21 protein-coding genes are annotated in these 26,470 nt (G+C 55.8%); 9 read left to right on the top strand and 12 right to left on the bottom strand.

Translation table 11 applies throughout. From position 1 onward, the window contains the following. Positions 1-123: 123 nt before the first annotated feature. Positions 124-3,231 (top strand): glycosyl hydrolase family 18 protein, encoded by a 3,108-nt coding sequence (locus tag LZP73_RS00950; protein ID WP_442800712.1) that lies wholly within the window; start codon positions 124-126, stop codon positions 3,229-3,231. Between the two features lie 151 nt (positions 3,232-3,382). Here LZP73_RS00950 and LZP73_RS00945 read toward each other — a convergent pair whose 3' ends face one another. Further along, on the bottom strand, positions 3,383-4,447 hold the full coding sequence (locus tag LZP73_RS00945) for a 3-deoxy-7-phosphoheptulonate synthase (RefSeq protein WP_169562928.1): 1,065 nt from the start codon (positions 4,445-4,447) through the stop codon (positions 3,383-3,385). A 181-nt stretch (positions 4,448-4,628) separates the two neighbouring features. Beyond that, the gene (gene ppsR, locus LZP73_RS00940) at positions 4,629-5,441 is read right to left on the bottom strand and encodes a posphoenolpyruvate synthetase regulatory kinase/phosphorylase PpsR (RefSeq protein ID WP_169562927.1); all 813 of its coding nucleotides are present in this window, start codon (positions 5,439-5,441) and stop codon (positions 4,629-4,631) included. 124 nt (positions 5,442-5,565) lie between these two features. Here ppsR and ppsA point away from each other — a divergent pair, with 124 nt between their 5' ends. The 4 genes from ppsA to LZP73_RS00920 all read left to right on the top strand — a co-directional run bounded on the left by ppsA (position 5,566) and on the right by LZP73_RS00920 (position 12,252). Continuing rightward, a complete protein-coding gene (gene ppsA / locus LZP73_RS00935) occupies positions 5,566-7,935 on the top strand; it encodes a phosphoenolpyruvate synthase (protein WP_169562926.1) in 2,370 nt (789 codons plus the stop codon). Between the two features lie 94 nt (positions 7,936-8,029). Next, positions 8,030-11,077, top strand: a complete 3,048-nt coding sequence (gene ydiJ, locus LZP73_RS00930; RefSeq protein WP_234232638.1) for a D-2-hydroxyglutarate dehydrogenase YdiJ — start codon at positions 8,030-8,032, stop codon at positions 11,075-11,077. An 80-nt stretch (positions 11,078-11,157) separates the two neighbouring features. After that, entirely contained in the window at positions 11,158-11,613 is a 456-nt protein-coding gene (locus LZP73_RS00925) for a DUF1285 domain-containing protein (protein WP_234232637.1), read from the top strand. Positions 11,614-11,832: 219 nt separating this feature from the next. Next, entirely contained in the window at positions 11,833-12,252 is a 420-nt protein-coding gene (locus LZP73_RS00920) for a MarR family winged helix-turn-helix transcriptional regulator (protein ID WP_234232636.1), read from the top strand. Positions 12,253-12,277: 25 nt separating this feature from the next. Here LZP73_RS00920 and LZP73_RS00915 read toward each other — a convergent pair whose 3' ends face one another. Both LZP73_RS00915 and LZP73_RS00910 read right to left on the bottom strand, forming a co-directional pair. Further along, entirely contained in the window at positions 12,278-12,625 is a 348-nt protein-coding gene (locus LZP73_RS00915; protein ID WP_234232635.1) for a hypothetical protein, read from the bottom strand. Between the two features lie 177 nt (positions 12,626-12,802). Then, positions 12,803-13,837 carry a Glu/Leu/Phe/Val dehydrogenase dimerization domain-containing protein gene (locus LZP73_RS00910; RefSeq protein ID WP_234232634.1) on the bottom strand — a complete coding sequence of 345 codons (1,035 nt, stop codon included), beginning with the start codon at positions 13,835-13,837 and terminating at the stop codon, positions 12,803-12,805. A 262-nt stretch (positions 13,838-14,099) separates the two neighbouring features. On the opposite strand from LZP73_RS00910, the gene LZP73_RS00905 reads away from it, so the two are divergent. Next, positions 14,100-14,528, top strand: coding sequence for a DUF4826 family protein (locus tag LZP73_RS00905; RefSeq protein WP_234232633.1), 429 nt, complete (start codon positions 14,100-14,102; stop codon positions 14,526-14,528). A gap of 185 nt (positions 14,529-14,713) precedes the next feature. Here the strand turns inward: LZP73_RS00905 and LZP73_RS00900 are convergent, their stop codons facing one another. The 6 genes from LZP73_RS00900 to LZP73_RS00875 form a co-directional block, all read right to left on the bottom strand. Continuing rightward, positions 14,714-15,856 carry a ribosomal protein uL16 3-hydroxylase gene (locus tag LZP73_RS00900; RefSeq protein WP_234232632.1) on the bottom strand — a complete coding sequence of 381 codons (1,143 nt, stop codon included), beginning with the start codon at positions 15,854-15,856 and terminating at the stop codon, positions 14,714-14,716. Between the two features lie 67 nt (positions 15,857-15,923). Beyond that, on the bottom strand, positions 15,924-17,294 hold the full coding sequence (gene purB, locus LZP73_RS00895) for an adenylosuccinate lyase (protein ID WP_234232631.1): 1,371 nt from the start codon (positions 17,292-17,294) through the stop codon (positions 15,924-15,926). Between the two features lie 25 nt (positions 17,295-17,319). Continuing rightward, positions 17,320-17,955, bottom strand: coding sequence for a high frequency lysogenization protein HflD (hflD, locus tag LZP73_RS00890; protein ID WP_326490324.1), 636 nt, complete (start codon positions 17,953-17,955; stop codon positions 17,320-17,322). A 1-nt stretch (position 17,956) separates the two neighbouring features. Continuing rightward, complete coding sequence (mnmA, locus tag LZP73_RS00885) at positions 17,957-19,072, bottom strand: tRNA 2-thiouridine(34) synthase MnmA (protein ID WP_234232630.1); 1,116 nt, start codon at positions 19,070-19,072, stop codon at positions 17,957-17,959. Between the two features lie 234 nt (positions 19,073-19,306). Further along, entirely contained in the window at positions 19,307-19,786 is a 480-nt protein-coding gene (locus tag LZP73_RS00880) for an NUDIX hydrolase (RefSeq protein WP_234232629.1), read from the bottom strand. Continuing rightward, complete coding sequence (locus tag LZP73_RS00875) at positions 19,770-20,501, bottom strand: pseudouridine synthase (protein WP_442800702.1); 732 nt, start codon at positions 20,499-20,501, stop codon at positions 19,770-19,772. The genes LZP73_RS00880 and LZP73_RS00875 overlap by 17 nt, the downstream gene beginning before the upstream one ends. 267 nt (positions 20,502-20,768) lie before the next feature. On the opposite strand from LZP73_RS00875, the gene LZP73_RS00870 reads away from it, so the two are divergent. Further along, positions 20,769-22,994: an NADP-dependent isocitrate dehydrogenase gene (locus LZP73_RS00870; protein WP_234232628.1), complete on the top strand. Its 2,226-nt coding sequence runs from the start codon at positions 20,769-20,771 to the stop codon at positions 22,992-22,994. A gap of 111 nt (positions 22,995-23,105) precedes the next feature. Here the strand turns inward: LZP73_RS00870 and cspD are convergent, their stop codons facing one another. Next, positions 23,106-23,312, bottom strand: a complete 207-nt coding sequence (cspD, locus tag LZP73_RS00865; protein ID WP_011072576.1) for a cold shock domain-containing protein CspD — start codon at positions 23,310-23,312, stop codon at positions 23,106-23,108. A gap of 195 nt (positions 23,313-23,507) precedes the next feature. On the opposite strand from cspD, the gene clpS reads away from it, so the two are divergent. Further along, positions 23,508-23,816: an ATP-dependent Clp protease adapter ClpS gene (gene clpS / locus LZP73_RS00860; protein ID WP_169562914.1), complete on the top strand. Its 309-nt coding sequence runs from the start codon at positions 23,508-23,510 to the stop codon at positions 23,814-23,816. A 42-nt stretch (positions 23,817-23,858) separates the two neighbouring features. Next, positions 23,859-26,120 (top strand): ATP-dependent Clp protease ATP-binding subunit ClpA, encoded by a 2,262-nt coding sequence (gene clpA / locus LZP73_RS00855; RefSeq protein ID WP_234232627.1) that lies wholly within the window; start codon positions 23,859-23,861, stop codon positions 26,118-26,120. Between the two features lie 103 nt (positions 26,121-26,223). Here the strand turns inward: clpA and infA are convergent, their stop codons facing one another. Further along, complete coding sequence (gene infA / locus LZP73_RS00850) at positions 26,224-26,442, bottom strand: translation initiation factor IF-1 (protein ID WP_006081934.1); 219 nt, start codon at positions 26,440-26,442, stop codon at positions 26,224-26,226. Between the last annotated feature and the right edge of the window lie 28 nt (positions 26,443-26,470).

The raw sequence follows: 26,470 nt of genomic DNA, 5'->3' as shown, positions 1-26,470 counted from the left end.
TCGTCACTGGCCTTATTCACTGGCATTAGTCACAGGTCTTAGTCGCTGCCGGAGCCCGTCTCCGGCACAGGGAATTGGCGGCATTAACTTCAATATCAGAAAAGGAATTTACTCATGAGTGATATGAAAGCCAATGCCGGGTGGCGCTCGCCGCTCGCGACGGCCCTCGGGCTGGCCTTGTTGGCCGCTGGGCCGAATGCCCATGCCGCCGCAGTCGACTGCAGCGGCGCCGCGCCCTGGTCGGCGGCACAAGTCTATGCCGTTCCGACGGCCGTGACTTACCTGGACACCTTGTATCGGAACCAATGGTGGACCACAAATGAAAATCCGGCCCAAACCGGCCAGTGGGGCGTGTGGCAGACGCTGGGGGAATGCGGCGGCGGGTCAAACTTGCCGCCTGTGACTATCATTGTTTCACCGCAAAATGACAGCGCTGTCTTGGTGGGTGGTGAGGTGACCGTAATGGCATCGGCGAGCGATCCGGATGCGGGCGACACCCTGGTGAAGCTCGAGTTGTGGGTCAACGACCAGCTGGTGGCGACCGATAACAGTGCCCCCTTCAGCTTCAATTGGCAGGCGGCCAGTGCCGGCGTGTATCTGTTGCAGACCAAGGCCTATGACAGCCACGAGGCCAGCGGCGTGTCCCAACCCATCAAGCTCACGGCAAACATAGGCAATCAGGCGCCGAGGGTCAGCCTGACGGCGCCTGCGGATAACTTTGTCCTGGCGTTGAACACGCCACTGGCATTGACGGCCGAGGCCAGCGATCCCGAGGGTGAACTTGCCAACGTGCGTTTCTGGGTCAATGGTGAACTGATAGGCGAAGATGCCAGTGCCCCCTACAGCGCCAGTTACACAGCGCCGAGTGCCGGGCCGCTGCGGCTGCAGGCCGAGGCGGTGGATAGCCAGGGGGCCAGCAGTCTGTCGACGGCACTGACGGGATTTGCCGGAACCCCTACCAGTGACGATGAAGCCTGTCGTCCCGAAGGCCTGCTCGGCAACTCGCGCTATTGCCTGGTGTATGACGAGTCCGGCCGCGAGAAGATGGGCGCGGATCATGCGCGGCGCATCATAGGTTACTTCACCTCCTGGCGCACAGGGAAAAACCATCAGGCGGCCTACCTGGCCAAGGACATACCCTGGAACAAGATCACCCATATTAACTACGCCTTCGCCCACATAGATGCGAACAATCACATCTCAGTCGGCGATCCCGCCAGTCAGGACAATGCCGCCACCGGCATGACCTGGGACGGGGTCGCGGGCGCCGAGATGGACCCGGCCTACGCCTATAAGGGCCATTTCAACCTGCTGAACAAGTACAAGAAACTGCATCCGCACGTCAAGACACTGATCTCCATCGGTGGCTGGGCCGAAACCGGCGGCTATTTCGATGACACTGGGGCCAGGGTGGCCAGTGGCGGCTTCTATGAGATGACCAAGACCCAGCAGGGCATGGACACCTTCGCCGATTCTGTGGTTGCCTTCCTGCGCACCTATGGCTTCGATGGTGCCGACATAGACTATGAATATGCGACTTCCATGGCCAAGTCGGGCAATCCCGACGATTTCGCCGTGTCCGAGCCCCTGCGTGCCAGTCTGTTCAAGCAATACGATGCGCTGATGCAGACACTGCGCGAGAGGCTCGACGCCGCAGGCTTGGCCGACGGCAGGCACTATATGCTGACGGTCGCCGCGCCGGCCTCGGGTTACCTGCTGCGGGGGATGGAGGCGTACCAGATGACGCGTTACCTGGATTACGTCAACATCATGAGCTATGACCTGCACGGTGCCTGGAACGACTTCGTCGGCCATAATGCCGCCCTGTTCGACACAGGCAGCGATGCCGAGTTGGCCTTCTGGGATGTGTACAGCACAGTGCAGTACAGGGGGATAGGTTATCTCAACACCGACTGGGCCTACCATTATTTCCGCGGGGCCATGCCCGCAGGCAGGATCAACATAGGCATTCCCTACTACACCCGGGGTTGGCAGAATGTCAGCGGTGGCACCAACGGCTTATGGGGACTGGCGGCTTACCCGGATCAGACGGCCTGCCCTACGGGGACCGGGGATGGCACCTCAAACTGTGGTTATGGTGCCCAGGGGATAGACAACCTGTGGCACGATCTCGATATTCATGGCGCCGAGATGTTCGCCGGCTCCAACCCCATGTGGCATGCCAAGAACCTGGAGCAGGGGATCAGCGGCAGTTACCTGGCCGACTATGGTCTGGATCCCAGCTTGCCGGCGGACAGGCTGACAGGTACCTATGAGCGCCATTACGATGCAGTGGCCGAGTCGTCCTGGTTATGGAATCCGCTCAAGAAGGTATTCCTGTCGACCGAAGATGAACAAGCCATGGGCCGCAAGGTGCAGTATGTGCTGGACAAGGGCATAGGCGGGGTGATGTTCTGGGAATTGGCCGGTGATTTCGCCTGGTACCCGAACCGCAACGCCGGCCAGGGCGAATTCTACATAGGGGATACCATGACCAGCATCGCCTATAACGCCTTCGTCGCCGCTACGCCTTACGGCAACCGGCTGAGCAATCAACCCAAGCCGCAGCAGGCGCTGGACTTGAGTGCCAGCCTCTCGGGCTTCAAGCTGGGTGACAGTAACTATCCCATCACGCCGACACTGACCATAAGCAATCACAGTCAAATGACCATTCCGGGCGGCGCCGAGATAGCGTTCGACATCGCCACCGCCACTTCGGCGGTGATAAGCGATGAGTCCGGCATGGGGCTGACTCTGGTTACCGATGGCTCGAACGCCGCCGGCAACAACATAGGCGGGCTGGAAAAGGACTTCCACAGGGTCAAGTTTACCCTGCCGAGCTGGAAGAGCCTGGCGCCCGGGGCGAGTTTTGCCGGCAGCATCAAGTATTACCTGCCGGTGGCCATGCCGTCGAACTTCACTGTGAGTTTCAACGGTGAGACCTATGGTTTCGGCAGCGAGGGGGCCGGCCCGCAATTGCCACCGCCCGGCTGTGATACCGAGCCTGCGGTCTGCCCGCCACCCGAGGATGGCTGTGCGGCGGCCGGTATAGATGCGAGTCTGATCCCCGCCTATCCGGATTTTCCCCAGAAAGACTGGCAGGGCAATCCAAGTCATGCGGCCACGGGCGATCGGATGAAAAATGCCAGCGCCGTGTTCGAGGCCCTGTGGTGGACCCAGGACAGTCCGGGCAGCAGTGGCAGTTGGCGTTTCCTCTGTAACTTGCCCTAGGGGCGCTTTAGTGTGCGGCGAATGAGCCGGCTTCCCTGGCGCAAGTCATTCGCCGTATGAGGATAAAAAAGGCTTCCCGAAGGAAGCCTTTTTTATATATAAAGAGCCATGCTGCAGCGGCACAGGGCCGCAATAGGGTGCCGCAATAGGATTATTTTGCGAGCAAGGCGCGGCGCGCTCTCGATGCCGCGGCCAGGTCCCGCAACAGTTTCTCCGAGTCGTCCCAGTGCAGGCAGGCGTCTGTGATGCTCTTGCCGTAGCAGAGGGGCTCACCGGCAACCACCTTCTGATTGCCTTCCTGAATAAAGCTTTCCGCCATGATGCCGGCGATGGCTGTGCTGCCGCTGCGCATCTGCGCCATGATGTCTGCGGCGACGTCCAATTGCTTCTTATGATTTTTTTCGCTGTTGCCGTGGCTGAAATCCACCACCATGCGCTGGGAGATCCCCGCGGCTTCCAGCTGTACCCTGGCTTTTTCTATGTCGGCGGCAAAATAGTTGGGCGTCTTGCCGCCACGCAATATGATGTGGCCGAAGGGGTTGCCATGGGTGCGATACACAGCCATGGCGCCGTCTTTGTCCGGCGAATAGAAAATGTGCGGCACCTTGGCGGCACGCACTGCATCCACAGCGATATTGATATTGCCGTCGGTGCCATTCTTGAAGCCGACCGGGCAGGAGAGGGCCGAGGCCATCTCGCGGTGAATTTGGCTCTCAGTGGTGCGGGCGCCGATGGCGCCCCAGGTGACTAAGTCGGCAATATACTGACCGTTGACCATGTCGAGAAACTCTGTGGCTATCGGCAGTTTTAGTTCGGTAATTTGCTGCAGCAGCTGGCGCGCCAGACGCAGGCCCTTGTTGGGGCTGAAGCTGCCATCGAGATCCGGATCCGAGATCAAGCCCTTCCAACCTACTATGGTGCGTGGCTTCTCGAAGTAGACCCGCATCAGGATGCAGAGATCCTCTTTGAGTTCCTGGTGCAGCTTGGCCAGGCGGCCGGCATACTCCAGCGCCGCCTTGGTATCGTGGATGGAGCAGGGGCCTATGATCACCAACAGCCGCTGATCTTCACCCGCTATGATGGCTTCGACTTCGCGACGTTGTTGCACCAGATAATCGGCGGCATCCTGAGTTAAGGGGTACTCAGATGCCAGTTGGGCAGGTGAGATGACTTTCGCCAATAAGGTCGTACGGAGTTCGTCTGTTTTAATGGTCATTCATAATACCGGGCATGCGTGCGGCGTTTTTCGCCAGATTGGTAAGATTATAACGAATCGCGCCGCGCTGCACAGTGCCTATCGTCGCAATTCTAGCCAAGTGGGCAATGAATTTGCTTCAGCTTAGATAAATATCAGCGAAAGAGCGCTGATCCCAAACGGAAATTGGCATGGTTCAGCCTCAAAACATGTGCCTTTCCATGCCTGTGACATCGAGGATCTTGGTGGCAATTTCTTCTACCGAGTGGTTGGTGGTGTCTATATAGGGAATGCGCTCGCGTTTGAACATCATCTCCACTTCCTTGACTTCCAGCCGGCATTGGCGCAGTGAAGAGTAACGGCTGTTCTCCATGCGGCTCTGGCGAATTTCATGCAGGCGCACGGGATCTATGGTCAAACCGAAGAGTTTGCTCTTGTTGCGCTTGAGGGCGTCGGGCAACTTGAGGTTATCCATGTCATCTTCGGTAAAGGGATAATTGGCCGCCTTGATGCCGAACTGCATCGACAGATAGAGGCTGGAGGGGGTCTTGCCGCAACGGGACACGCCCAGGAGCACAAGATCTGCGTGATCCATGTGCTTCATGGTCTGGCCATCGTCATTTTCCATGGCGAAGTTGATGGCGTCTATGCGGGTTTCGTAGCTGTGATTGGCCTTGCCATGGGTACGGTGCAGCACCGGCATGGCCGACACCCCAAGATGTTGCTCCAGTGGCGCCACGAAGGTGTTCAAAAAGTCATAATCCAGGCCTTCGCTGGAGTAGATGATGTCACGAATTTCCGCTTTGACTATCGAATGGAACACCAATGGCCGTTCGCCTGTTGTAATAAAACTATCATTGATTTGGCGTTTAACCGCTTCTGCCTTGGAAATTGTTTCGACAAATGGGATTGTAAGCTGTTCAAATTCTAACGGAAATTGAGAGAGTACCGCATGTCCAAAAACCTCGGCCGTGATCGCCGTGCCGTCTGAGATGTAGAATACTTTTGGTGCCATACTGACCTCTTGTAGTAATAAAATTACAAATAAAATTATAGATTTACGCTGCTTGTGCTGGAGTGTAAAATGCCGCTGCCCTCGTGTGAAGGGGCCACTGAAATAAACTTGCGGAGATAGAACTGTGCAGCAATACGTACTCTGGTATCAGGAATTAGGCATGGGTGACGTCAACTTGGTTGGCGGTAAGAATGCTTCTCTTGGCGAGATGATCAGCAATCTGTCCAATGCTGGTGTTCAAGTGCCTGGCGGATTTGCGACAACTTCCCATGCGTTCAACGAGTTTCTTGAGCAAAGTGGAGTAAACCAGAAGATTCATGACATTCTCGATTCACTGGATGTGGACGATGTCAACGCACTGGCCAAAGCGGGTGCACAGATCAGACAATGGGTGATAGATACCCCTTTCCAACCCGAATTAGAGCAAGCCATCCGTGAGTCTTATGACAAACTGGCTGCCGAAACCCAGGACGCCTCGTTCGCTGTGCGTTCCTCCGCTACCGCCGAAGACATGCCCGATGCCTCTTTCGCCGGTCAGCAAGAAACGTTTCTCAATGTGAAAGGTTTCGAATCAGTGCTGGTGGCTATCAAGCACGTATACGCCTCTCTGTTCAACGACCGCGCCATATCTTACCGCGTTCACCAGGGGTATGACCACAGGGGCGTTGCCCTGTCTGCCGGTGTGCAGCGCATGGTGCGCTCGGACAAGGCGTCTTCCGGTGTGATGTTCACCATGGACACGGAATCTGGCAACAACGACGTGGTCTTCATCACTTCCTCTTTCGGTCTGGGTGAAATGGTGGTGCAGGGCGCAGTTAACCCAGACGAGTTTTACGTGCATAAGCCGACGCTGGTCGCAGGTCACAAGGCCGTGGTGCGCCGCAATATCGGCAGCAAGCTGATCCAGATGGTGTACTCAGACGATGCCGCCCACGGTAAGCAAGTCAAGATTGAAGATGTTGATGCCGCCCAGCGCCGTCAGTTCTCAATCAACGATGCCGAAGTGATGGAACTGGCCAAACAGGCCATGGTCATAGAGAAGCATTATGGCCGTGCCATGGATATCGAATGGGCCAAAGACGGTAACGACGGTAAGCTCTACATAGTCCAGGCCCGTCCCGAGACTGTCCGCAGCCGTGAAGACGTACAATTGATCGAGCGCTATCACCTGAAAACCCGTGGCGATGTCATCTGCGAGGGCCGCGCCATAGGTCATAAGATTGGCAGCGGTGTGGCTAAGGTATTGAACTCAATCGCCGACATGGATCAAATTCAGCCGGGTGATGTGTTGGTCACCGACATGACAGATCCTGACTGGGAACCCATCATGAAGCGCGCCAGCGCCATCGTCACCAACCGTGGCGGCCGTACCTGTCACGCGGCCATCATCGCCCGTGAACTGGGCGTGCCTGCGGTAGTAGGTTGTGGCGACGTGACCGAGCGCATCAAGAATGGTCAGTTGGTGACCGTCTCTTGTGCCGAAGGTGACACGGGCCTCATCTACGAAGGCCAGCAAGAATTCGACGTGGTAACCAATCGCGTCGATGCGTTGCCTGAATTGCCGATGAAAATCATGATGAACGTGGGTAACCCCGACAGGGCCTTCGATTTTGCCCGCCTGCCTAACGAAGGTGTCGGCCTGGCCCGTCTGGAATTCATCATCAACCGCATGATAGGCATTCACCCCAAGGCTTTGCTGGAATTCAACCAGCAGTCTGCCGAGCTGCAAACCGAAATCAATGAGATGATCGCCGGTTACGACTCGCCGGTCGAGTTCTACATAGCGCGCCTGGTCGAAGGTATCGCCACCATAGCCTCGGCATTCCACCCGAAGAAAGTCATAGTACGTATGTCTGACTTCAAGTCGAACGAGTACGCTAACCTGGTTGGCGGTGACAAGTACGAGCCGGAAGAAGAAAACCCTATGCTGGGCTTCCGTGGTGCCAGCCGTTACATCTCCGAGTCATTCCGTGACTGTTTCGCCCTCGAGTGCGAAGCCATCAAGCGGGTACGCAACGAGATGGGCCTGAAGAACGTCGAAGTGATGATCCCCTTCGTGCGTACCGTCAGCGAAGCCGCGCAAGTGATAGAGCTGCTGAAAGAGCAAGGCCTGGAGCGGGGTAAAGACGGTCTGCGTGTCATCATGATGTGTGAATTGCCATCCAACGCCCTGTTGGCGGATCAATTCCTCGAGCACTTCGATGGTTTCTCCATCGGCTCGAACGATTTGACTCAGCTGACCTTGGGTCTGGACCGTGACTCAGGCATCATCAGCCACCTGTTCGATGAGCGTAACGACGCGGTGAAAGCCCTGTTGTCCATGGCCATCAAAGCCGCCAAGGCCAAGGGTGCCTACGTGGGTATCTGTGGTCAGGGACCTTCGGATCACGCGGATTTCGCCGCCTGGTTGGTCGAGCAGGGCATAGATACAGTGTCGCTGAATCCAGATACAGTGATCGATACCTGGTTGTATTTGGCCGAAGCACACGCTTAAGCTGCCAATTTATCAACTTGTTAAGAAAAGCCGCTTTTTAGCGGCTTTTTTTTGTTTATAATGAGCCAATAACGATAATTGACAGAAGCCATTCATGTTACCCCTGCTAACGCATCAACAAACTTTAGAACCCATTTATTTGGCCTATCTGGACGCCCTGGCACTGACTGAGTTTGCCGGCGACATAGATAAACGCTATAGCGCGCGTCTGGCCCAGGCGACGGATAATTCCGTCTATCAATTTCTTCCCCAGGCGGTCATTTACCCTAAGAGCCAGGCAGATGTGCAAATTGCGCTCAGGCTGGCCGCAACGGATGAGTTCAACAAGGTGACCTTCAGCGCCCGTGGCGGCGGCACAGGTACCAACGGTCAGTCGCTGACCCATGGACTGATCCTCGATGTGTCGCGTTACATGAACCGGGTGCTGGAAATCAACGCCGAGGAAGGCTGGGCCAGGGTCGAGGCGGGTGTGGTCAAGGATGCGCTCAACGATGCGCTGCGGCCCCACGGCTTCTTCTTCAGTCCCGACTTATCGACCTCGAACCGCGCCACAGTCGGCGGCATGATCAACACGGACGCCTCGGGCGCCGGCTCCTTGGTGTATGGCAAGACTTCGGATCATGTGCTGGAGCTGAGCAGTGTCCTCATAGATGGCAGTGTGCTCGATACCCGCCCAGTGGATGCCGGGCAGTTGCACACGCCGGCGCAGCTCACCGACAACGCCATGGGCCAGCGACTGCTGACCGAGATAAGCCGGGTATGCCGCGAGCAACGTGAACTGGTCAAGACGCGCTTTCCCAGGCTCAACCGCTTCCTGACCGGCTATGATCTCGAGCATGTGTGGAACGATGAGCTGAGCAGGTTCGATCTGTCCCGTATCTTAACCGGCTCGGAAGGCACGCTGGCGGTGATCACCGAGGCCAAGCTCAATTTGACGCCGCTGCCGACCCGCCGCGCCATGGTCAATATCAAGTACGACTCCTTCGAGTCGGCGCTGCGTCATGCCCCGGCTTTGGTGGCGGCGCGGGCGACAGTGGTGGAAACCGTCGATTCCAAGGTATTGAATCTGGCCAGAGAAGACATAGTCTGGCATTCGGTCAAAGATCTTATCCAGGAAGTCCCTGGCAAGGTCATAGAAGGCCTGAACATGGTCGAATTTGCCGGTGATGACGAGGAAGTACAACAGAAGCTCGCCAGCCTGGAGGCGGTGTTAGCCACACAAATCGCCAACGGCGAGTGTGGCGTGCTCGGCTATCAGTCTACCCAGGACAAGCCCAGCATAGAAAAGATCTACGGCATGCGTAAGAAGGCCGTAGGCCTCCTGGGCGCCACCAAAGGCAGACGCAAGCCCATAGCCTTCGCCGAAGACACGGCCGTGCCGCCGGAGAAACTCGCCGATTTCATCATGGAATTCAGGGCTTTGCTCGATGGTCATCAACTGCAATATGGCATGTTCGGCCATGTGGATGCCGGGGTGCTGCATGTACGTCCGGCGCTGGACATGTGTGATGTCGAAGACGAGGCATTGCTGAAAACCATCTCGGATCAGGTGGCGGCGCTGACGCTCAAATACGGCGGCCTGATGTGGGGCGAGCATGGCAAGGGGGTGCGGGGCGAATACGGCCCGGCGGTCTTCGGCGACGAACTCTACGGCGTGCTGCAGCACATCAAGGGCCTGTTCGACCCGGATAACAGGCTCAATCCCGGCAAGCTGGTGGCCCCAAAAGACAGCGGCCCCTTGCGCTACAATGTTGACAGCGCCAAGCGTGGCAGCTTCGACAGGCAAATTCCCGTGCAGGTGCGCGATGCCTTCCCGGATGTGATGAACTGTAACGGCAACGGCCTGTGTTTCAACTACAGCACTTACTCGCCCATGTGTCCCTCCTTTAAGGTCACGGGTGACAGGATACATTCGCCCAAGGGCCGCAGCAGTTTGATGCGGGAATGGCTCAGGCTGCTGGAGGCCGAAGGGGTGGATGTCAATGAGCTGGCCAGGGCCAAGCCATTCGGCTGGTTGCAAAGGGTGCAGAATAGCCTCAATGCCAAGCGCGACTATGACTATTCCCATGAGGTGATGGAATCCTTGCAGGGCTGCCTGGCCTGTAAGGCATGCTCCAGCCAGTGTCCTGTGAAGGTGGATGTCCCCAAGTTCAGGGCGCAATTTTTTAACATCTATTACCAGCGCTATCTGCGCCCGGCGAAAGACTATCTGGTGGCCGGCATAGAAGACGGCCTGCCGCTGATGGCCAAGGCGCCCAGACTGGTCAACCTGGCGGCACAGAACCGTTTCAGCCAGTGGTTGCTCGAGAAGACGCTCGGTTATGTCGACGCCCCGGCCCTGTCGGTGCCGACCCTGAAACAGCGACTGGACGGCCATGCCTGTCGCGGCTATGACTTAGGGGCGTTGCAGCGCTTGTCCCCGGAGGAGCGCCGCCGCCATGTGCTCCTGGTGCAGGATCCCTTCAACAGCTTCTATGATGCCGGACTTGTCCTGCGCTTCATTCAGCTGATTGAAAAACTGGGCTTCAAGCCGGTGTTGCTGCCCTTCAAACCCAATGGCAAACCGGCACATATCAAGGGCTTCCTGGACAAGTTTGCCAAGATGGCCAAGACAAGTGCCGATTTCCTCAACCAGCTGCATGCACTGGAGATGCCCATGGTTGGCATAGATCCCGCCCTGGTCCTGTGCTATCGGGATGAATATAAAGAAATCTTGGGGCAAGCACGGGGCAACTTCGAGGTGCAGCTGGTCAACGAATGGCTGCTGCCCCTGCTCGACACCTTGCCTGCACCTGCATCGACAACCGAGGGGACCAGACCCGAGTTTACCTTCTTCAGCCATTGCACCGAGTCGACCGCCAGGCCCAACACGGGCAATGAATGGCAACGTATCTTCAACCACTATGGTGCCGATTTGAAGACGGTGAACCTGGGTTGTTGCGGCATGTCCGGCACCTATGGGCATGAGACGCAGAATGTGCAGCGCTCCCGGGAGCTGTTCGCCATGTCATGGCAACCGACCCTGGCGCAGACAGCAGCTGAGCGCGTCTTGGTCTCAGGTTACTCCTGTCGAAGCCAGGTCAAACGCTTTGCCGGCTTACAGCCGCAACACCCATTGGAAGCCTTGCTGACACTGGTGTGAGTCGCAGCAGTCTGTATTATGAGGTGAGCTAAAGGATGAGCCAGCGTAATGCTGGCTCTCATTTCTGCAGGAAACACGCAATGAAGCAAGATACTACCCATGCCGAGCAGGCCCTGAGCCATTGGCTGCAACAGACGGACTGCAGCCGGGAAGTCCTCTTCGACATAGATGCCGCCGGGGATTGGTCTTACCGTCATGAACCTCTGCCGGAAAAATACGCCAGACTCTTTGCCTCTGTCCTGCACTGCATCGAGGGACGGCATTTCCTGCTCACCCCGGCGGAGCGGCTCGAGGTGAGCGTCAGGGAACAAGCCTTGGTCATAGTGGATTACCGCCCACAGGAGAATGGCGGCTTAGTGTTACGCAGCAGCATAGGCACCGAGCACCCACTGGCCGATGTGCGGCAGTGTCAAGTGCAACAGCAGGGGATCTATGTAGTGTTGGAGCGGGGTTTAACGGCCCGGCTGGGGCGCGCCTGTTACTATCGTTTCGTCGACGAATTTCTGTTGCCCGGGGAGGGATCTGCCGCGGACTGAAATACAAAGCTGACTTTGCCTGTCTTTATTAGTGCTATACCTGCCTGTATTAAGCTGACTAAAACATTCACACACTCTTTATAACCATTAGTGCTATAGCTGTCTGGATTAAGCACTAGTTTCCTGCAGGTTAAGTGATAGTATAAAACTAGCCCGGGCGCTGGCGTGAGTATGCCGGTCCGGGGCCTTGAACAGACGAGTGGGGTTTGGAGGTAAGGTTTGAAGTATTATGAAAGCTTGGGTTATCTGGTATCGCATCTTAACCTTGAGCTGCAAAATGAATTGGATCGCCAACTTAAGCGTTATCATCTCGATATCAAGCTTTGGCCTGTGCTGTTTTCCCTCTGGCAGGAGGAGGGGCTAAGCCAGACCGAGCTCTCCAAACGCTGTGATGTGGCGAACTACACCATGACCCGGTTGTTGGATCAGCTGCAGTCGCTGGGCTTTATCAGCCGCCATCAGGAAGCCGATAACCGTCGTACCTTTCAAATTTTCCTCACAGACGAGGCCAAGGCGCTGGAACAAGATCTTATTTGTGAAGCCGAACGGGTCAACCAGAAATTTCTCGCCAACCTCACGGGCGAGGAACAGCAAGACTTCATGGCGTTATTGAATAAGATAAATGCCTTGAAGGATTAGCCTGGCATCTTCTCGGCTGCCAGACTCAGACATTCAACCACATGAGATACAGTATGGCGACACAGGCGAAAGACAGGCTATGTTGCAGGTAGCGCTGGGTTCTCAGCAGATGTTCTTTGCCTTGTTTGAGGCTGGTGACCAATAATTCCCTTCGATAGATGCGGCATGTCAGTTCCTGGGTCTGGGGATCCAACAGGAGTTGAAAGCGATAGCTATGGCCGTCCTTATACTTTATGAGATGCTCGCTCCTGGGGCCGAAATTCAGCTTGCGTGATACCAGGCTTCCATTGATGAACACTCGCTCCAAACCATTCCAGTCACTGGCTTGTACTTCGACCAAATCCGAGTTGAGATTGTAGGTAAAGCTGACCATAGTGCTGTCCTTTGCCCAGAAATCAGCCTCTAATTTAAGTCGACAACGGGGGAATTCGCCAGCATAGAAAGATGAATTTTGTGTTTCAGCAGGGAGGGCTGGAAGAGAAGGGGAGGCTATACAGGAAAAGGAGCAGCCGGGGGCTGCTCCTTCAATCTTATCTACAATGTTGCAGAGTTACTTCTTGGCGGCGTCTATGATGGTCTTGGCCATCTCGTCGGCAACCGCACCCGTGGTGCGGTTCTGTGCTTCGGCCTGAGTGAAGATCTTCAGCAGGGTGTTGTAAATTTCTTCTACCTTGGCGGTCGACTTGGCGGCGTCATAGTCTTTTTCGAACGAGACGTTGATGATGCCACCTGCGTTGATCACATAGTCAGGGGCGTAGAGTATGCCCATGTCCTTGAGCATTTCACCGTGACGGACTTCGGCCAGCTGGTTGTTGGCACAACCGGCAACGATAGTCGCCTTGAGCAGCGGCAGGGTAGTGTCGTTCAGTGTGGCACCCAGGGCGCAGGGAGCGTAAACATCGACGTCTTGTGTATAGATATCCTGCGGCGCGACCACAGTGGCACCGAATTCGGCGGCCACCCTGTCCAGTGACGACTGGTGTATGTCGGTAACGATCAGCTCGGCACCTTCTTCATGCAGATGCTTACACAGGTAATAACCCACATGACCAACACCTTGAACCGAGATCTTCAGGCCCTTGAGGCTGTCCAAACCACGCTGATGCTTGACGGCGGCTTTGATACCCAGATAGGTTCCCAGGGCGGTGAAGGGAGATGGATCGCCACTCTGACCTTCCAGGCCCATCATGTAAGGGGTTTCCTGGTGGGCGATCATGATGTCGGCAGTGGTGGTGCCCACATCTTCGGCCGAGTAGTAACGACCGCCTATGCTGTCGATGAAACGACCGAAAGCACGGAACAGGGCTTCCCTGTCCTGGGTCTTGGGATCGGCGATAATCACAGACTTGCCGCCACCCATGCTCAGACCGGCCAGGGCATTCTTATAGGTCATGCCACGGGATAAACGTAAGACGTCGGTCAGAGCCTCATCATCGGATGGGTAGTTCCACATACGACAACCGCCGACCGCGGGTCCCAGGTTGGTGTTGTGAATTGCGACAATGGCTTTTAAGCCGCTTTCTTTATCATGACAGAATACAACCTGTTCATGTTCGTCAAAAGATACATGATTAAATACAGCCACGTGCTGATCTCCGTTGAACGATTAAAAAGCCGGCAGGAGCAAGCAACCTGCCGACCTGCTTGTTATATTTATTGCAGAACGATAGCATTTAGCGCTACCCTCAACCAAGCACAGTGAGGGAATATTTACGATTTGTGTGGCAATTTTGCTTTCCACTTTACGTAAACGTAAACTAGGTGGCTGTAAATATTGAATATCATGGCGATAGCGAATCGTCAGCTTAGATAGATATCTAAATATAACAATAAGATAGGAAGGAAGTATGACGGAACAAACTGTCGAGCAGAACCCAGACACCGAAGCCATGAGACAGGCGTGGGTCAGAGAACATTTTCAGAAAGCCAATCGCTTTTTGGCGGAAAAGGGTGTGATCCCCAGCAAGGTGATTGCCGACGAAAGCCGTTATCTGGCTCCCTACCTGGCGATATGGAAGATGGAGTCCAAGCAGCCAACCAAGCAGACCTTCTGGGTGATGTCGGGCGATCTGCCCTCAGATTATGTCGACGTCAAAGTGGCGGCGACCGCCCGTGAGGCAATCCGCCATTTTTCCATGATGTGGCAGATGAAGGCGGAAAATTTGCATAGATCCGGTGCCACCAAGGACCCGACTCAGGCCAAGTTCGCCGACTTGCTGGTATCCCGCGCCGAGAGTCTCTACCAGATCCAAAACGACGAGAAACTCTGGGGCTGAGCCAGCGGCCCGGAATAGCTCTGAAGCTCTGAAGGGGTGCTTTAAAAGTTGGTTTTTAAAAAAAGAGGCACCCGGGGTGCCTCTTTTTTGTTTCCAGCCTGTTTGTTTCCAGCCTGTAAACTCAGGCTTAGAAAGCCCTAAGCCATCTCTAAGGCGCATGGCTAAAGCTGGGCCTGAGCTATGCTTCACTCGCTCAGGTAGCAATAGCCTTTGTTGATGAGCTGGCAGAGTAACTCAAGCACTTCGGCTTGCCGGCATAGGGCGAGTGCCTCATCCGGACTCAGGATGACGCGGTTGCACAGCTGCTGCAGTGTGGCTTCGTCCGTGCCTGGCAGTGGGTGGACTTCACCGTTGATGAACAGGCGTGAACTGGCGTCGTCTTCGAGGCGTAATACCTTGAGGCCGCCTATGCGTCTGATGCTGGCGCCTTGCTCCAGGGCATCGAGCAACTCCTGGGTGCTGTAGGCTTCTTCACCCTCACAGATATCCAGTTCGAACCTGTTTTGACTGAGGAGTTTCCCCAGTACCGCCTGATAGCAGTCTGGATCTTGGCTCAACTGGGTCAAGAGCGCCATGATGCCGGCTTGATGGCTGGCGCTGATGATACCCGGTGCCGAGCCTTCCTCGCTGGAGGTAAATCTCTGTTGTCCCTGGTTGGTGTCGATCAGCTCATCGGCTATCTGGCTCACCAGTTCCTGTTGACTCGGGGCACGGAAGCCGATGGAGTAACTCATGGCCAGTGACAGGGTTTCGCCGCAGTGGGGGAAACCCGGTGGTATGTAGAGCACGTCGCCCTTTTCCAGCACTATGTCTATGATGGGCTCGAAATCGTCGATCAAGGGCGAGTCCGGGTTGTCGCCGCGGGTCTTGACATTGCGGGTGTCCGCCAGCTTGTCACCCACTTTCCAGCGGCGCTGACCTTCGCCCTGAATGATGAACACGTCATAGTTGTCGAAATGCGGACCGACGCCGCCTTTAGGGGTGGCGAAGGAGGCCATGAGATCGTCGAAGCGCCAGTCGGGCAGGAAGCGAAACGCCTCTACCAGGGGCTGGGCATCCGGATACCAGTGATTCACCGCCTGCACCAGCAGTTGCCAATGGGTCTCACCGAACTTGTCATAGTCCTCGAACGGCCCTTGGATCAGCTCCCAGTCCTTGTCCTTGGTGACTACCACCCGGGAGGCTATCTCTTCCTCACAGGCGAGCCCCGCCAGTTCGTCGGCACCTATGGGGTCGACAAAATCTGGGAAGGCCTGCTTGATGACCAAGGGCTGTTGCTGCCAGTACTGGCCGATGAACTGCTGAATATCTAGATTGAGTTTATACATAGTGTCAAAAAAGGCGGCAGGCCTCTGATAGGTGCCTCGCCGCCTTGAACCTCTCGGTTAGGGTTAATTACTTGAGTTCGTCGACGAAGGCTTCGGCGCGGCCTATGTAGTTGGCCGGAGTCAACTTCTTCAGCTCGACTTTAACGTCGGCCGGCAATTCCAGGCCATCGATGAATACCGCCAACTGCTGGGCATCGATACGCTTGCCGCGGGTCAGTTCTTTGAGCTTCTCGTAGGGCTTCTCTATGCCGTAGCGGCGCATCACAGTCTGTACCGGCTCGGCCAGGACTTCCCAGTTCTGATCCAGCTCGCTGCGCAGATGTTCTTCGTTGACCTGCAGCTTGCTGATACCTTTGAGTGTCGCCTGATAGGCGATCAGTGCGTGGGCTATGCCGACGCCCAAGTTACGCAGCACTGTCGAGTCGGTCAAGTCACGCTGCCAACGGGAGACAGGCAGCTTGGCTGCCAGGTGTTGCATCAGGGCGTTGGCTATGCCCAGGTTACCCTCTGAGTTTTCGAAATCGATAGGGTTGACCTTGTGCGGCATGGTAGATGAACCTATTTCGCCGGCAATGGTGCGTTGCTTGAAGTGGCCCAGGGCAATATAACCCCAGATGTCACGGTCGAAGTCGAGCAGCACAGTATTGAAACGGGCGATGGCGTCGAACAGCTCGGCGATATAGTCGTGCGGCTCGATTTGGGTGGTGTAGGGATTCCAATTCAGTCCCAGGCTGGTCACGAAACGCTCGGACAGTTCATGCCAGTTGACTTCCGGATAGGCGGAGATGTGGGCGTTGTAGTTGCCCACGGCGCCGTTGATCTTGCCCATGATCTCGACCGCCTGAATTTGCTTCAGTTGACGCTCCAGACGCACCGCGACGTTGGCCATTTCCTTGCCGAGGGTCGAAGGTGAGGCCGGTTGTCCATGGGTGCGTGACATCAGCGGAATGGCGCGATATTCGACCGCCAAGGTCTTGACTGCGTCGACCAGTTGCTGGCAGTAAGGCACCAGTACCTGGGTGCGGGCTTCGGTCAGCATCAGGCCGTGTGACAGGTTGTTGATGTCTTCAGAGGTACAGGCGAAATGCACGAATTCGTCGATGGCGACCAGCTCGGGGTTGGTGGCGATTTTTTCTTTGATGAAATACTCGACCGCCTTCACATCGTGGTTGGTGGTGCTTTCTATGTCTTTGACCCGCTGTGCATCGGCCTCACTGAAGTTGTCCTTGATGCTGTCCAGCAGCGCCAGTGCGGTTTCGCTGAAAGGCGGGATCTCGGCAATCTCGGGGCAGCTCGACAACAGCTTCAACCAGTTGATTTCGACTTGAACACGGTACTTGGTAAGACCGAACTCGCTGAAAATCCCTCTCAATGAAGCGGTTTTACTACCATAACGACCGTCTATCGGAGAGATAGCAGTTAGTGCGGAAAGATCCATGTGAAGCTCCTTGATGAACTGTATTTTATTGTAGGGTAAGACTTTTAGTTGCTGTGTCTACTATGGCCTTGCGGGCAAACACTAAGTGTCTGCGCCTGCCGCCCAGTTGACGCCACAGCACGGCACTGCGCATGGCTGCGAGTAACAGTGCCCGAATTTTTTGCTGTACCAGCGGCCGCTGCAGACACACGGGATTGCCTGAGATCTGCAGTTTGGGCCCCAGGTTGCTGATGATGTCGCTGTAGATGCTGGCCAGGTTGGCGATGACTTGCTCGTCGGTGATCTTGAAATGATGCAGTTGTCTATGCACCTGGTTGATGCGCTCCGCCAGCATGCCCATGCCATTTTTCGATCTGGCGAGCTTGCGCTCCAGCGCCAATATGCCCACCAGATAACGTGTGACCTCAACATCTTTCTTATTGCCATCGCCCAGTTGGGTCTGGATCAGCCGGTAACCCGTTTTCAGTGCGGCCTGATCCTGATACACCTCGGCGGTGTTTTCCGGGCTGGTGACCAGGATGGTATTCAAACTGGCGGCCAGGGCTTCCTGTTCGCTCTCGCCTTGCCTGGCGAGCTTTTGTACCTGGGCTATGGCCTGCAAGATGCCGGCAAAGGCCATGGTCCGCTCGAATAAAGTGCGTTCTACCTCTTGCTCGCTCACATTAGCCTCGTATCAATTCGTCTATGATGCCGCCGCCCAAGCAGATCTCATCGGCGTAAAAGACCGCCGACTGCCCCGGGGTCACTGCCGCCACCGGTTCATCGAAGCTGACCCTGATATGATCGGCATCCAGGTAGTTCAGGCTGCAGGCCACGTCTTGCTGGCGGTAGCGGGTCTTGACCGTGAGCCTGGTGCCATCTGCGGGTCCCTGTCTGTCGACCCAATGCAATTGCTTGACCGTCATGCCAACCGACATCAGCCGCGGGTGGCGACCCCCTTGGGCGACCACCAGCACGTTGCGCTCGAGATCTTTATCTACCACATACCAGGGATCGTCGTTGCTGTTCTTCAGCCCGCCTATGCCCAGGCCCTTGCGCTGGCCTAGGGTGTGGTACATCAGCCCCTGGTGGGTGCCTATGACTTCGCCTTCGGCCGTTTCTATCTTGCCTGGCTGCGCCGGCAGGTAAGTCGCCAGGAAGTCGGTGAACTTGCGCTCGCCGATGAAGCAGATACCCGTGCTGTCTTTCTTGTCATGGGTGATGAGCCCCATCTCGCGGGCTATGTCACGCACTTCGGATTTTTCCAGCTCGCCCACGGGGAAAAGGGCACGGGCGACTTGCTCGTGACTCAGGGTGTAGAGGAAGTAGCTCTGATCTTTGTTGCCATCGACACCGCGCAGCATCTGAGTGCTGCCAGCGACATCGCGCCGGCGCACATAGTGGCCCATGGCGATGTAGTCGGCGTCGAGGATCTCATCGGCAAATTCCAGGAAGGCCTTAAACTTGATTTCCTTGTTGCACATGATATCCGGGTTTGGGGTGCGGCCCGCCTTATACTCGGCCAGGAAATACTCGAACACATTGTCCCAGTATTCGGCTGCGAAGTTGACCGTATGCAGCTTGATGCCGAGCTTGTCGCAGACGGCTTGGGCATCCTTCAAATCGGCATTGGCGGCGCAGTATTCGTCGGTGTCATCTTCTTCCCAGTTCTTCATGAAAAGGCCTTCAACCTGATAGCCCTGCTTCAACAGCAGATAGGCAGATACAGATGAATCAACACCGCCGGACATGCCGACAATGACTTTTTTTCCAATATGAGTGGGTTCGATTGACGTCATAGATCCTAAAACCGTTAAGTATATTCATGCAGCGAGCAAACGCATGTCGCGGCAATGCGCTTGCCAAGTAAAACCTGCGCTAATGCTGCGTCGCCTCGGTGGCCTGGGCCGTTTTTCGGGCGCTTTTGCAGCAGGCTGTTGTCACAGGTTTATGCGGGGCCATATTCTATCATGGCTTGATGCCAGGGGCTATCATGGCTTGATGCCAGCACAGGAAAGCCGCGCTCTTTGCTGCTATGCCGGCTTGGGGGGCGGCGTTATGTTGAGCGCCCGGCTATCGAGCAGCTCCAGCAGGTAGCGCCGGCCCTGCAGATAATCCCGCAAGGAGGCCAGCACCAGGGGGCTGCGGTGGCTCTGCTCCAGGGCGATGAGTTCATCCAGAGTTAGCCAGAGGGCGGCGCTGATGGCCTTGTCCCTGGGCGCCGTTGGGCTTGGCTCGTCCAGGCTGGCGCAGAAGGTGAAGCGCACGAAGGCCAGTTCGGCATCGGCGCTGAACTGGTAGATGCCGACCAGGGCGTCGGGCATCAATTTCAGGCCGGTTTCTTCGTAGACTTCTCTTTGACAGGCGGCGATTAGGCTCTCTCCCGGCTCCAGATGACCCGCTGGCTGATTGTAGCGCCTGACGCCGTCAATCTGCTCCTCCACCAGCAAAAACTGCTCCCGGCACTGGATGATGCAGGCGACTGTGACGTTGGGCTTATATCTTTGACTCATGGACCGAATATTCGCCGGATTTGAGGCCATCGAGACTCCATTGACCTATTTTATAACGAATTAATCTTAAGGTCGGATAGCCAACATGGGCCGTCATGCGTCTGACCTGGCGATTGCGACCCTCACAGATCTGGATTTCCAGCCAGCGGGTCGGAATGTTCTGACGCTGGCGTACCGGCGGATTGCGGGGCCAGACATCGGGCGCTGCCATAGGCCTGACCTCGGCTGGCAGCGTCATGCCGTCTTTGAGCTCGACCCCTTGGCGCAGCGCCGCCAGGGCCTCTTCCGTGGGTATGCCTTCGACTTCCACCCAGTAGGTCTTGAAGGTTTTTTGCTTGGGTTCCGTCAGGCTGGCCTGCAGTTTTCCCTGATTGGTCAGCAACAGCAAACCCTCGCTGTCCCTGTCCAGGCGGCCGGCGGCGTAGACGCCGGGCACGGGAATGAAGTCTTTCAATGTCTTGCGCCCTTGGGCGTCGGTGAACTGGCAAAGGACATCGAAGGGCTTGTTGAACAAGAGGATGACAGGTGCTGCTGTCGGCGTTGTGGTGTGGGCGGTACGGGGTTTCTGGCTGCCGAAGATGGGTTTCTTGCGGGTGCTGGTGTTCGCATGTTTGCGTCTGGCGATCACCTTGTCTCTGTCGCCCATGGGCTGACGTTTTTCACTCTTGGCCGGGGTCTTACGTTGTGCGCTTTTAGGCTGGGTCGGACGTAGCACGCGTTACCTGACTTAATCTGCTGTAAAATGATGTAGCCACAGTGTACCCGGCATTCGCCCTTAGTGGAATTTGAATATTATGATGAATGCTCTATGATGTCCGCCTAAATAAGCTCTCTGTTTTATGTCATTCATGCTTTGCGACCCGCCCCTTGCGCGGTGTCAGGAATTCAACTCGGATGCTGTGCCATGCAAGTGCGTATCGGCGGGTTTCCCTGTGATAAGTCATTATAAAAAATAATATTTTACAATAATGTAGGACGAAAAATGAAAGATAACGCATCGACAATTATTTATACCGAAACGGACGAAGCGCCAGCACTGGCCACCCTGTCACTCTTACCCATAATCAAAACCTTTACCGATGCTGCCGGCATCAATGTTGAGACCCGCGATATCTCCTTATCGGGCCGTATCCTTGCCAACTTCCCCGGCAACCTGAGCGAGAGCCAGAAGATTGCCGATGCCCTGAGTGAGTTGGGTGAACTGGCCAACAAGCCGGAAGCCAACATCATCAAACTGCCCAACATCAGCGCTTCCATCCCCCAGTTGAAGGCCTGCATCAGCGAACTGCAAGCCAAGGGCTATGACATCCCCAACTATCCGGACGAGCCCAAGACGGCGGCCGAGAAAGCGGTCAAGGCCCGTTACGACAAGATCAAAGGCAGTGCGGTCAACCCTGTGCTGCGTGAAGGTAATTCGGATCGTCGCGCGCCGACTTCGGTGAAGAACTACGCCAAGAAAAACCCCCATTCCATGGGCAAGTGGGCGAGTGACTCCAAGTCCCATGTGGCACACATGAGCGAAGGCGACTTTTACGGCAGTGAAAAATCCCTGACCATGGCCGCTGCCGGCAGTGTGAACATAGTGCTGGCACAGAAAGACGGCCAGGAAAAAGTCTTGCGCGAGTCGCTGTCGCTGCTGCCGGGCGAGGTGATCGACGCCGCCGTGCTGAGCAAACAGGCGCTGCAAGCTTTCTACGAGCGTGAAATCGCTGCGGCCAAGGCGGAAGGCGTGTTGTTGTCACTGCATTTGAAAGCCACCATGATGAAGGTCTCGGATCCCATCATGTTCGGTCATGCGGTGAAGGTGTTCTTCAAGCCGGTATTCGATAAGCATGCCGCTCTGTTCGACGAGCTGGGTGTGGACGTCAACAACGGCTTCGGCGATGTGTATGCCAAGATCGCCTCCCTGCCGGAGGCGCAACGCGCCGAAATCGAAGCCGACATCGCCGCCGTGTATGCCGCCCGTCCGGCACTTGCCATGGTCGATTCGGATAAAGGCATCACCAACTTGCATGTGCCGAGTGACATTATCATAGATGCCTCCATGCCGGCAGCTATCCGTTCATCGGGTCAGATGTGGGGCCCGGATGGCAAACTGCATGACACCAAGGCGCTGATCCCGGATCGCTGTTACGCCGGCGTGTATCAGGAAACCATCGCCTTCTGCAAGGCCAACGGTGCCTTCGATCCTACCACCATGGGCAGTGTGCCGAACGTGGGTCTTATGGCCCAGAAAGCCGAAGAGTACGGCAGCCATGACAAGACCTTCGAGATCCCCGCCGCCGGCGTGGTCAAGGTGATAGACAACAACGGCCAAGTGTTGATGAGCCATGAGGTGGCAGCAGGTGATATCTGGAGAATGTGTCAGGCGAAAGACGCACCGATCCGTGATTGGGTCAAACTGGCGGTCAAGCGTGCCCGTCTGAGCGATACTCCGGCCATATTCTGGTTGGACGAGCACCGTGCCCACGATGCGCAGCTCATTGCCAAGGTGAAACAATACCTGCCTGAGCACGACACCTCAGGTCTGGACATTCGCATCATGTCACCGGAAGAGGCGACCCGCTTTACCCTGGCTCGCACCAAGGCAGGGCAAGACACCATTTCTGTGACGGGCAACGTACTGCGTGATTACCTGACCGATTTGTTCCCCATCCTCGAGCTGGGCACCAGTGCCAAGATGTTGTCGATCGTTCCCTTGATGAATGGCGGCGGTCTGTTTGAAACGGGTGCCGGCGGCAGTGCCCCCAAGCATGTGCAGCAGATGGAGAAGGAAGGTCACCTGCGCTGGGATTCCCTGGGTGAATTCCTGGCCCTGGGAGCGTCGTTGGAGCACCTGAGTCAAACAACCAATAATCCACAGGCGCAAGTATTGGCCGATAGCCTGGATAAGGCCATAGGCCAATTCCTGGATAACAACAAGTCGCCTTCACGTCGTGTGGGTGAGCTGGATAATCGCGGCAGCCACTTCTACCTGGCCATGTACTGGGCTCAGGAACTGGCCAAGCAAGACGCCGACGCTCGACTGCAGGCGCATTTTGCTCCGTTGGCGCAGGCCTTGACCGACAATGAGCAGCAAATTGTTGCCGAGTTGAATGCGGCCCAGGGCGCGGCGGTGGATTTAGGCGGTTACTATCGTCTGGATAAGGCGAAGGCGGAGCAGGCCATGCGCCCGAGCGCGACCCTGAACCGACTCTTGACTGTGTGAGTTAAGTATTTGATGGATAAGGGCCTGCGATAGCGGCCCCTATGCTGTCAGCTACGCCCAATAAAAAAGGCAGGGAGAAATCCCTGCCTTTTTCTATGTTCGATCACCAAGCTATTTCGTTGGCGAGATGGCTGACGCATGCATCCCTTTGGGACCTTGCTCTACCTCGAATTGGACTGGTTGACCCGCTTTCAGCGTTCGGTAGCCTTCCATTTCAATAGTTGAATAATGTGCAAAAACGTCCTCACCACCTTGATCTGGGCAAATAAACCCGAATCCTTTGGCGTTGTTGAACCATTTAACAGTTCCGCTTGCCATACTTCCACTTCCTTCTGTTGTCTACTTACCAGTAAGATAGTAAAACTTATATTAAGCGGGACTGAGTTCACCGCTCGCTGAACAGAATGAAAGCAGTAAAAGCGGATGTCAAGCAAATATTAACATTTGGGCAACATACGGTTAAATTTTATGTCTCAATTGGTAGAGGCGAATACGAGAGGCTAGTATTGAAACATGGGTAAGATAGGACAGGTTGAACACGTAGAGAAAAGTGTCGACGCTGAGCTGATGCCACCGTCGATGTACAAGGTAATACTGAACAATGACGACTACACACCTATGGATTTTGTGATTGAGGTCTTGCAACTGTTTTTCCGTAAAAATGAACAGCAAGCCACAGAAATCATGCTAACCATTCATCATCAAGGCAAAGGCATCTGTGGCGTTTTTCCCTTCGGCATAGCCGAGACTAAGGTGTTACAGGTAAATCAGTTTGCAAGACAAAACCAACATCCGTTACTGTGTTCTCTGGAACAAGCCTGATGTGGGTGCCGAAGTTGTTAGTTGTTTCCTTAGGGGGTGCTTATGCTGAATAAAGATCTTGAAGTCACCTTGAATCTGGCGTTTCAGCAAGCCAGGGATTCGCGTCATGAGTACATGACGGTAGAACATTTGCTGTTGGCCTTGATCGACAACCCTGCGGCTCAGGAGGCCTTGGTTGCCTGTGGCGCCAACATAGACAAGCTCAGGGAAGAGGTGGCCAGCTTCATTCAACAGACCACGCCGCTCATCGCCGAGGGGGAGGCCGAGCGCGAGACCCAGCCTACCTTAGGTTTTCAGCGGGTGCTGCAAAGGGCGGTGTTTCATGTCCAGTCTTCCGGCCGCAACGAGGTCAATGGCGCCAACGTGTTGGTGGCTATCTTCAGTGAGCAGGAGTCCCAGGCTGTGTACCTGTTGCGCCGTTGCGACATCACACGTCTGGACGTAGTCAACTTTATCTCCCATGGCTTCGTCAAAGACGATGACGCGGGTGAGCATGCCGAACAGGAACGTATCGAAGATCAATCCGACAACAACGAAGATCAAAGCATGTTGTCCCAGTTTGCGGCGAACCTGAATCAGTTGGCGAGCCAGGGGGTGATAGATCCCCTCATAGGCAGGGACGTGGAAATCGAGCGGGCGATCCAGACCCTGTGCCGCCGCCGCAAGAATAATCCCCTGCTGGTCGGTGAGGCCGGCGTGGGCAAGACGGCGATTGCCGAGGGCCTGGCCTACCGCATAGTCAAGGGCCAAGTGCCGGAGGTGATGCGCAACGCCACCGTCTATTCCCTGGACTTGGGCGCCTTGTTGGCCGGCACCAAGTATCGCGGCGATTTCGAGAAACGCTTCAAGAGCCTGCTCAAGGAGCTGGCGGCCGATAAGCATGCCATTCTCTTCATCGATGAGATCCATACCATCATAGGCGCAGGTGCGGCATCCGGCGGGGTGATGGACGCCTCCAACTTGCTTAAACCCCTGTTGTCCAACGGCGGTCTGCGTTGCATGGGGTCGACCACGTTTCAGGAATACCAGAGCATCTTCGAGAAGGACAGGGCGTTGGCCCGCCGCTTCCAGAAGGTGGACATCAACGAGCCTTCGGTGGCGGAAACCACCAAAATACTCCAGGGACTCAAGTCCAAATACGAAGAGCACCATGGAGTGCGTTACACCATGGCGGCGCTCAGCAGTGCCGCCAGCCTGTCGGACAAGCATATCAACGACCGGCATTTACCGGACAAGGCGATCGACGTCATAGACGAGGCAGGTGCCCGCATGACCATGCTGCCCCAGAGCAAGCGTAAGCGCACCATAGGCCAGGCTGAGATAGAGGCCATCATAGCCAAGATAGCCAGGATCCCGGAGAAGTCTGTGTCTGCCTCGGACAAGGACTTACTACGTAACCTGGAACGTAACCTCAAGATGGTGGTGTTTGGCCAGGATAAGGCGATTGAGAGCCTCAGCGCCGCCATTCGCTTGTCACGCAGTGGCTTGGGGGCGGAGAAGAAGCCAGTGGGCAGCTTCCTGTTTGCCGGCCCAACGGGTGTGGGTAAGACTGAGGTCACCAACCAGTTGGCCGCTTGCCTCGGGATGAAGCTGGTCCGCTTCGACATGTCCGAGTACATGGAGAGTCATACCGTGTCTCGGCTGATCGGGGCGCCTCCAGGTTATGTGGGCTACGACCAGGGTGGCCTGTTGACCGATGCGGTGATCAAGAATCCTCACTGTGTGGTGCTGCTCGATGAGATAGAGAAGGCGCATCCGGATGTCTATAACCTCTTGCTGCAGGTGATGGATCACGGCACCCTGACGGACAACAATGGCCGCAAGGCGGATTTCCGTCATGTGACCCTGGTGATGACCACCAATGCCGGGGTACAGGAGACGGTGCGCAAGTCCATAGGCTTCAAGCAACAAGATCATAGCCAGGATGCCTTGTCGGAGATCAACCGGGTGTTTTCGCCCGAGTTCCGCAACCGTCTGGACTCCATCATCTGGTTCAATCATCTGGACATGACCATCATAGCCAAGGTGGTGGACAAGTTCTTGGTCGAACTGCAGGCGCAACTGGATGATAAGCGAGTCAGCTTGCAGGTGAGTGATGAAGCCCGTACCTTGCTGGCGGAGAAAGGCTATGACGAGAACATGGGGGCACGCCCCATGGCGCGGGTGGTCACGGATCTGATAAAACGGCCCCTGGCCGATGAGATCCTGTTCGGCCAGCTGCAAGCCGGTGGCATAGCCCATGTGGATGTCGAAAACGGCCAGCTGGTGATCCACGCAGAAAGCCCGGAAAAAGTCACTAACTAGGCCTAAGCCGACCCAATAAAAATGGCTGCAATTGCAGCCATTTTTGTCTTTCCGCCAACAAAAAAACCCGGCATGGCCGGGTTTTTATATCCAAGAGACTATATCAGCGTGCGCGGAAGACAATGCGACCTTTGGTCAGATCGTAAGGAGTCAGCTGGACGGTAACTTTATCGCCAGTGAGGATCCTGATGTAGTTTTTGCGCATTTTGCCTGAAATGTGGGCTATCACCACATGACCATTTTCAAGCTCTACACGAAACATTGTGTTTGGCAAGGTTTCAAGGATAGTGCCTTGCATTTCAATGTTGTCTTCTTTCGCCATTTAATTAATTATCCCATTAGCCTTCGAA

The sequence above is a fragment of the Shewanella sp. AS16 genome (genome assembly GCF_021412365.1).
In the GTDB taxonomy this organism is placed as follows: Bacteria; Pseudomonadota; Gammaproteobacteria; order Enterobacterales; family Shewanellaceae; genus Shewanella; species Shewanella salipaludis.
This window is presented reverse-complemented; position numbering and strand designations above follow the sequence as displayed.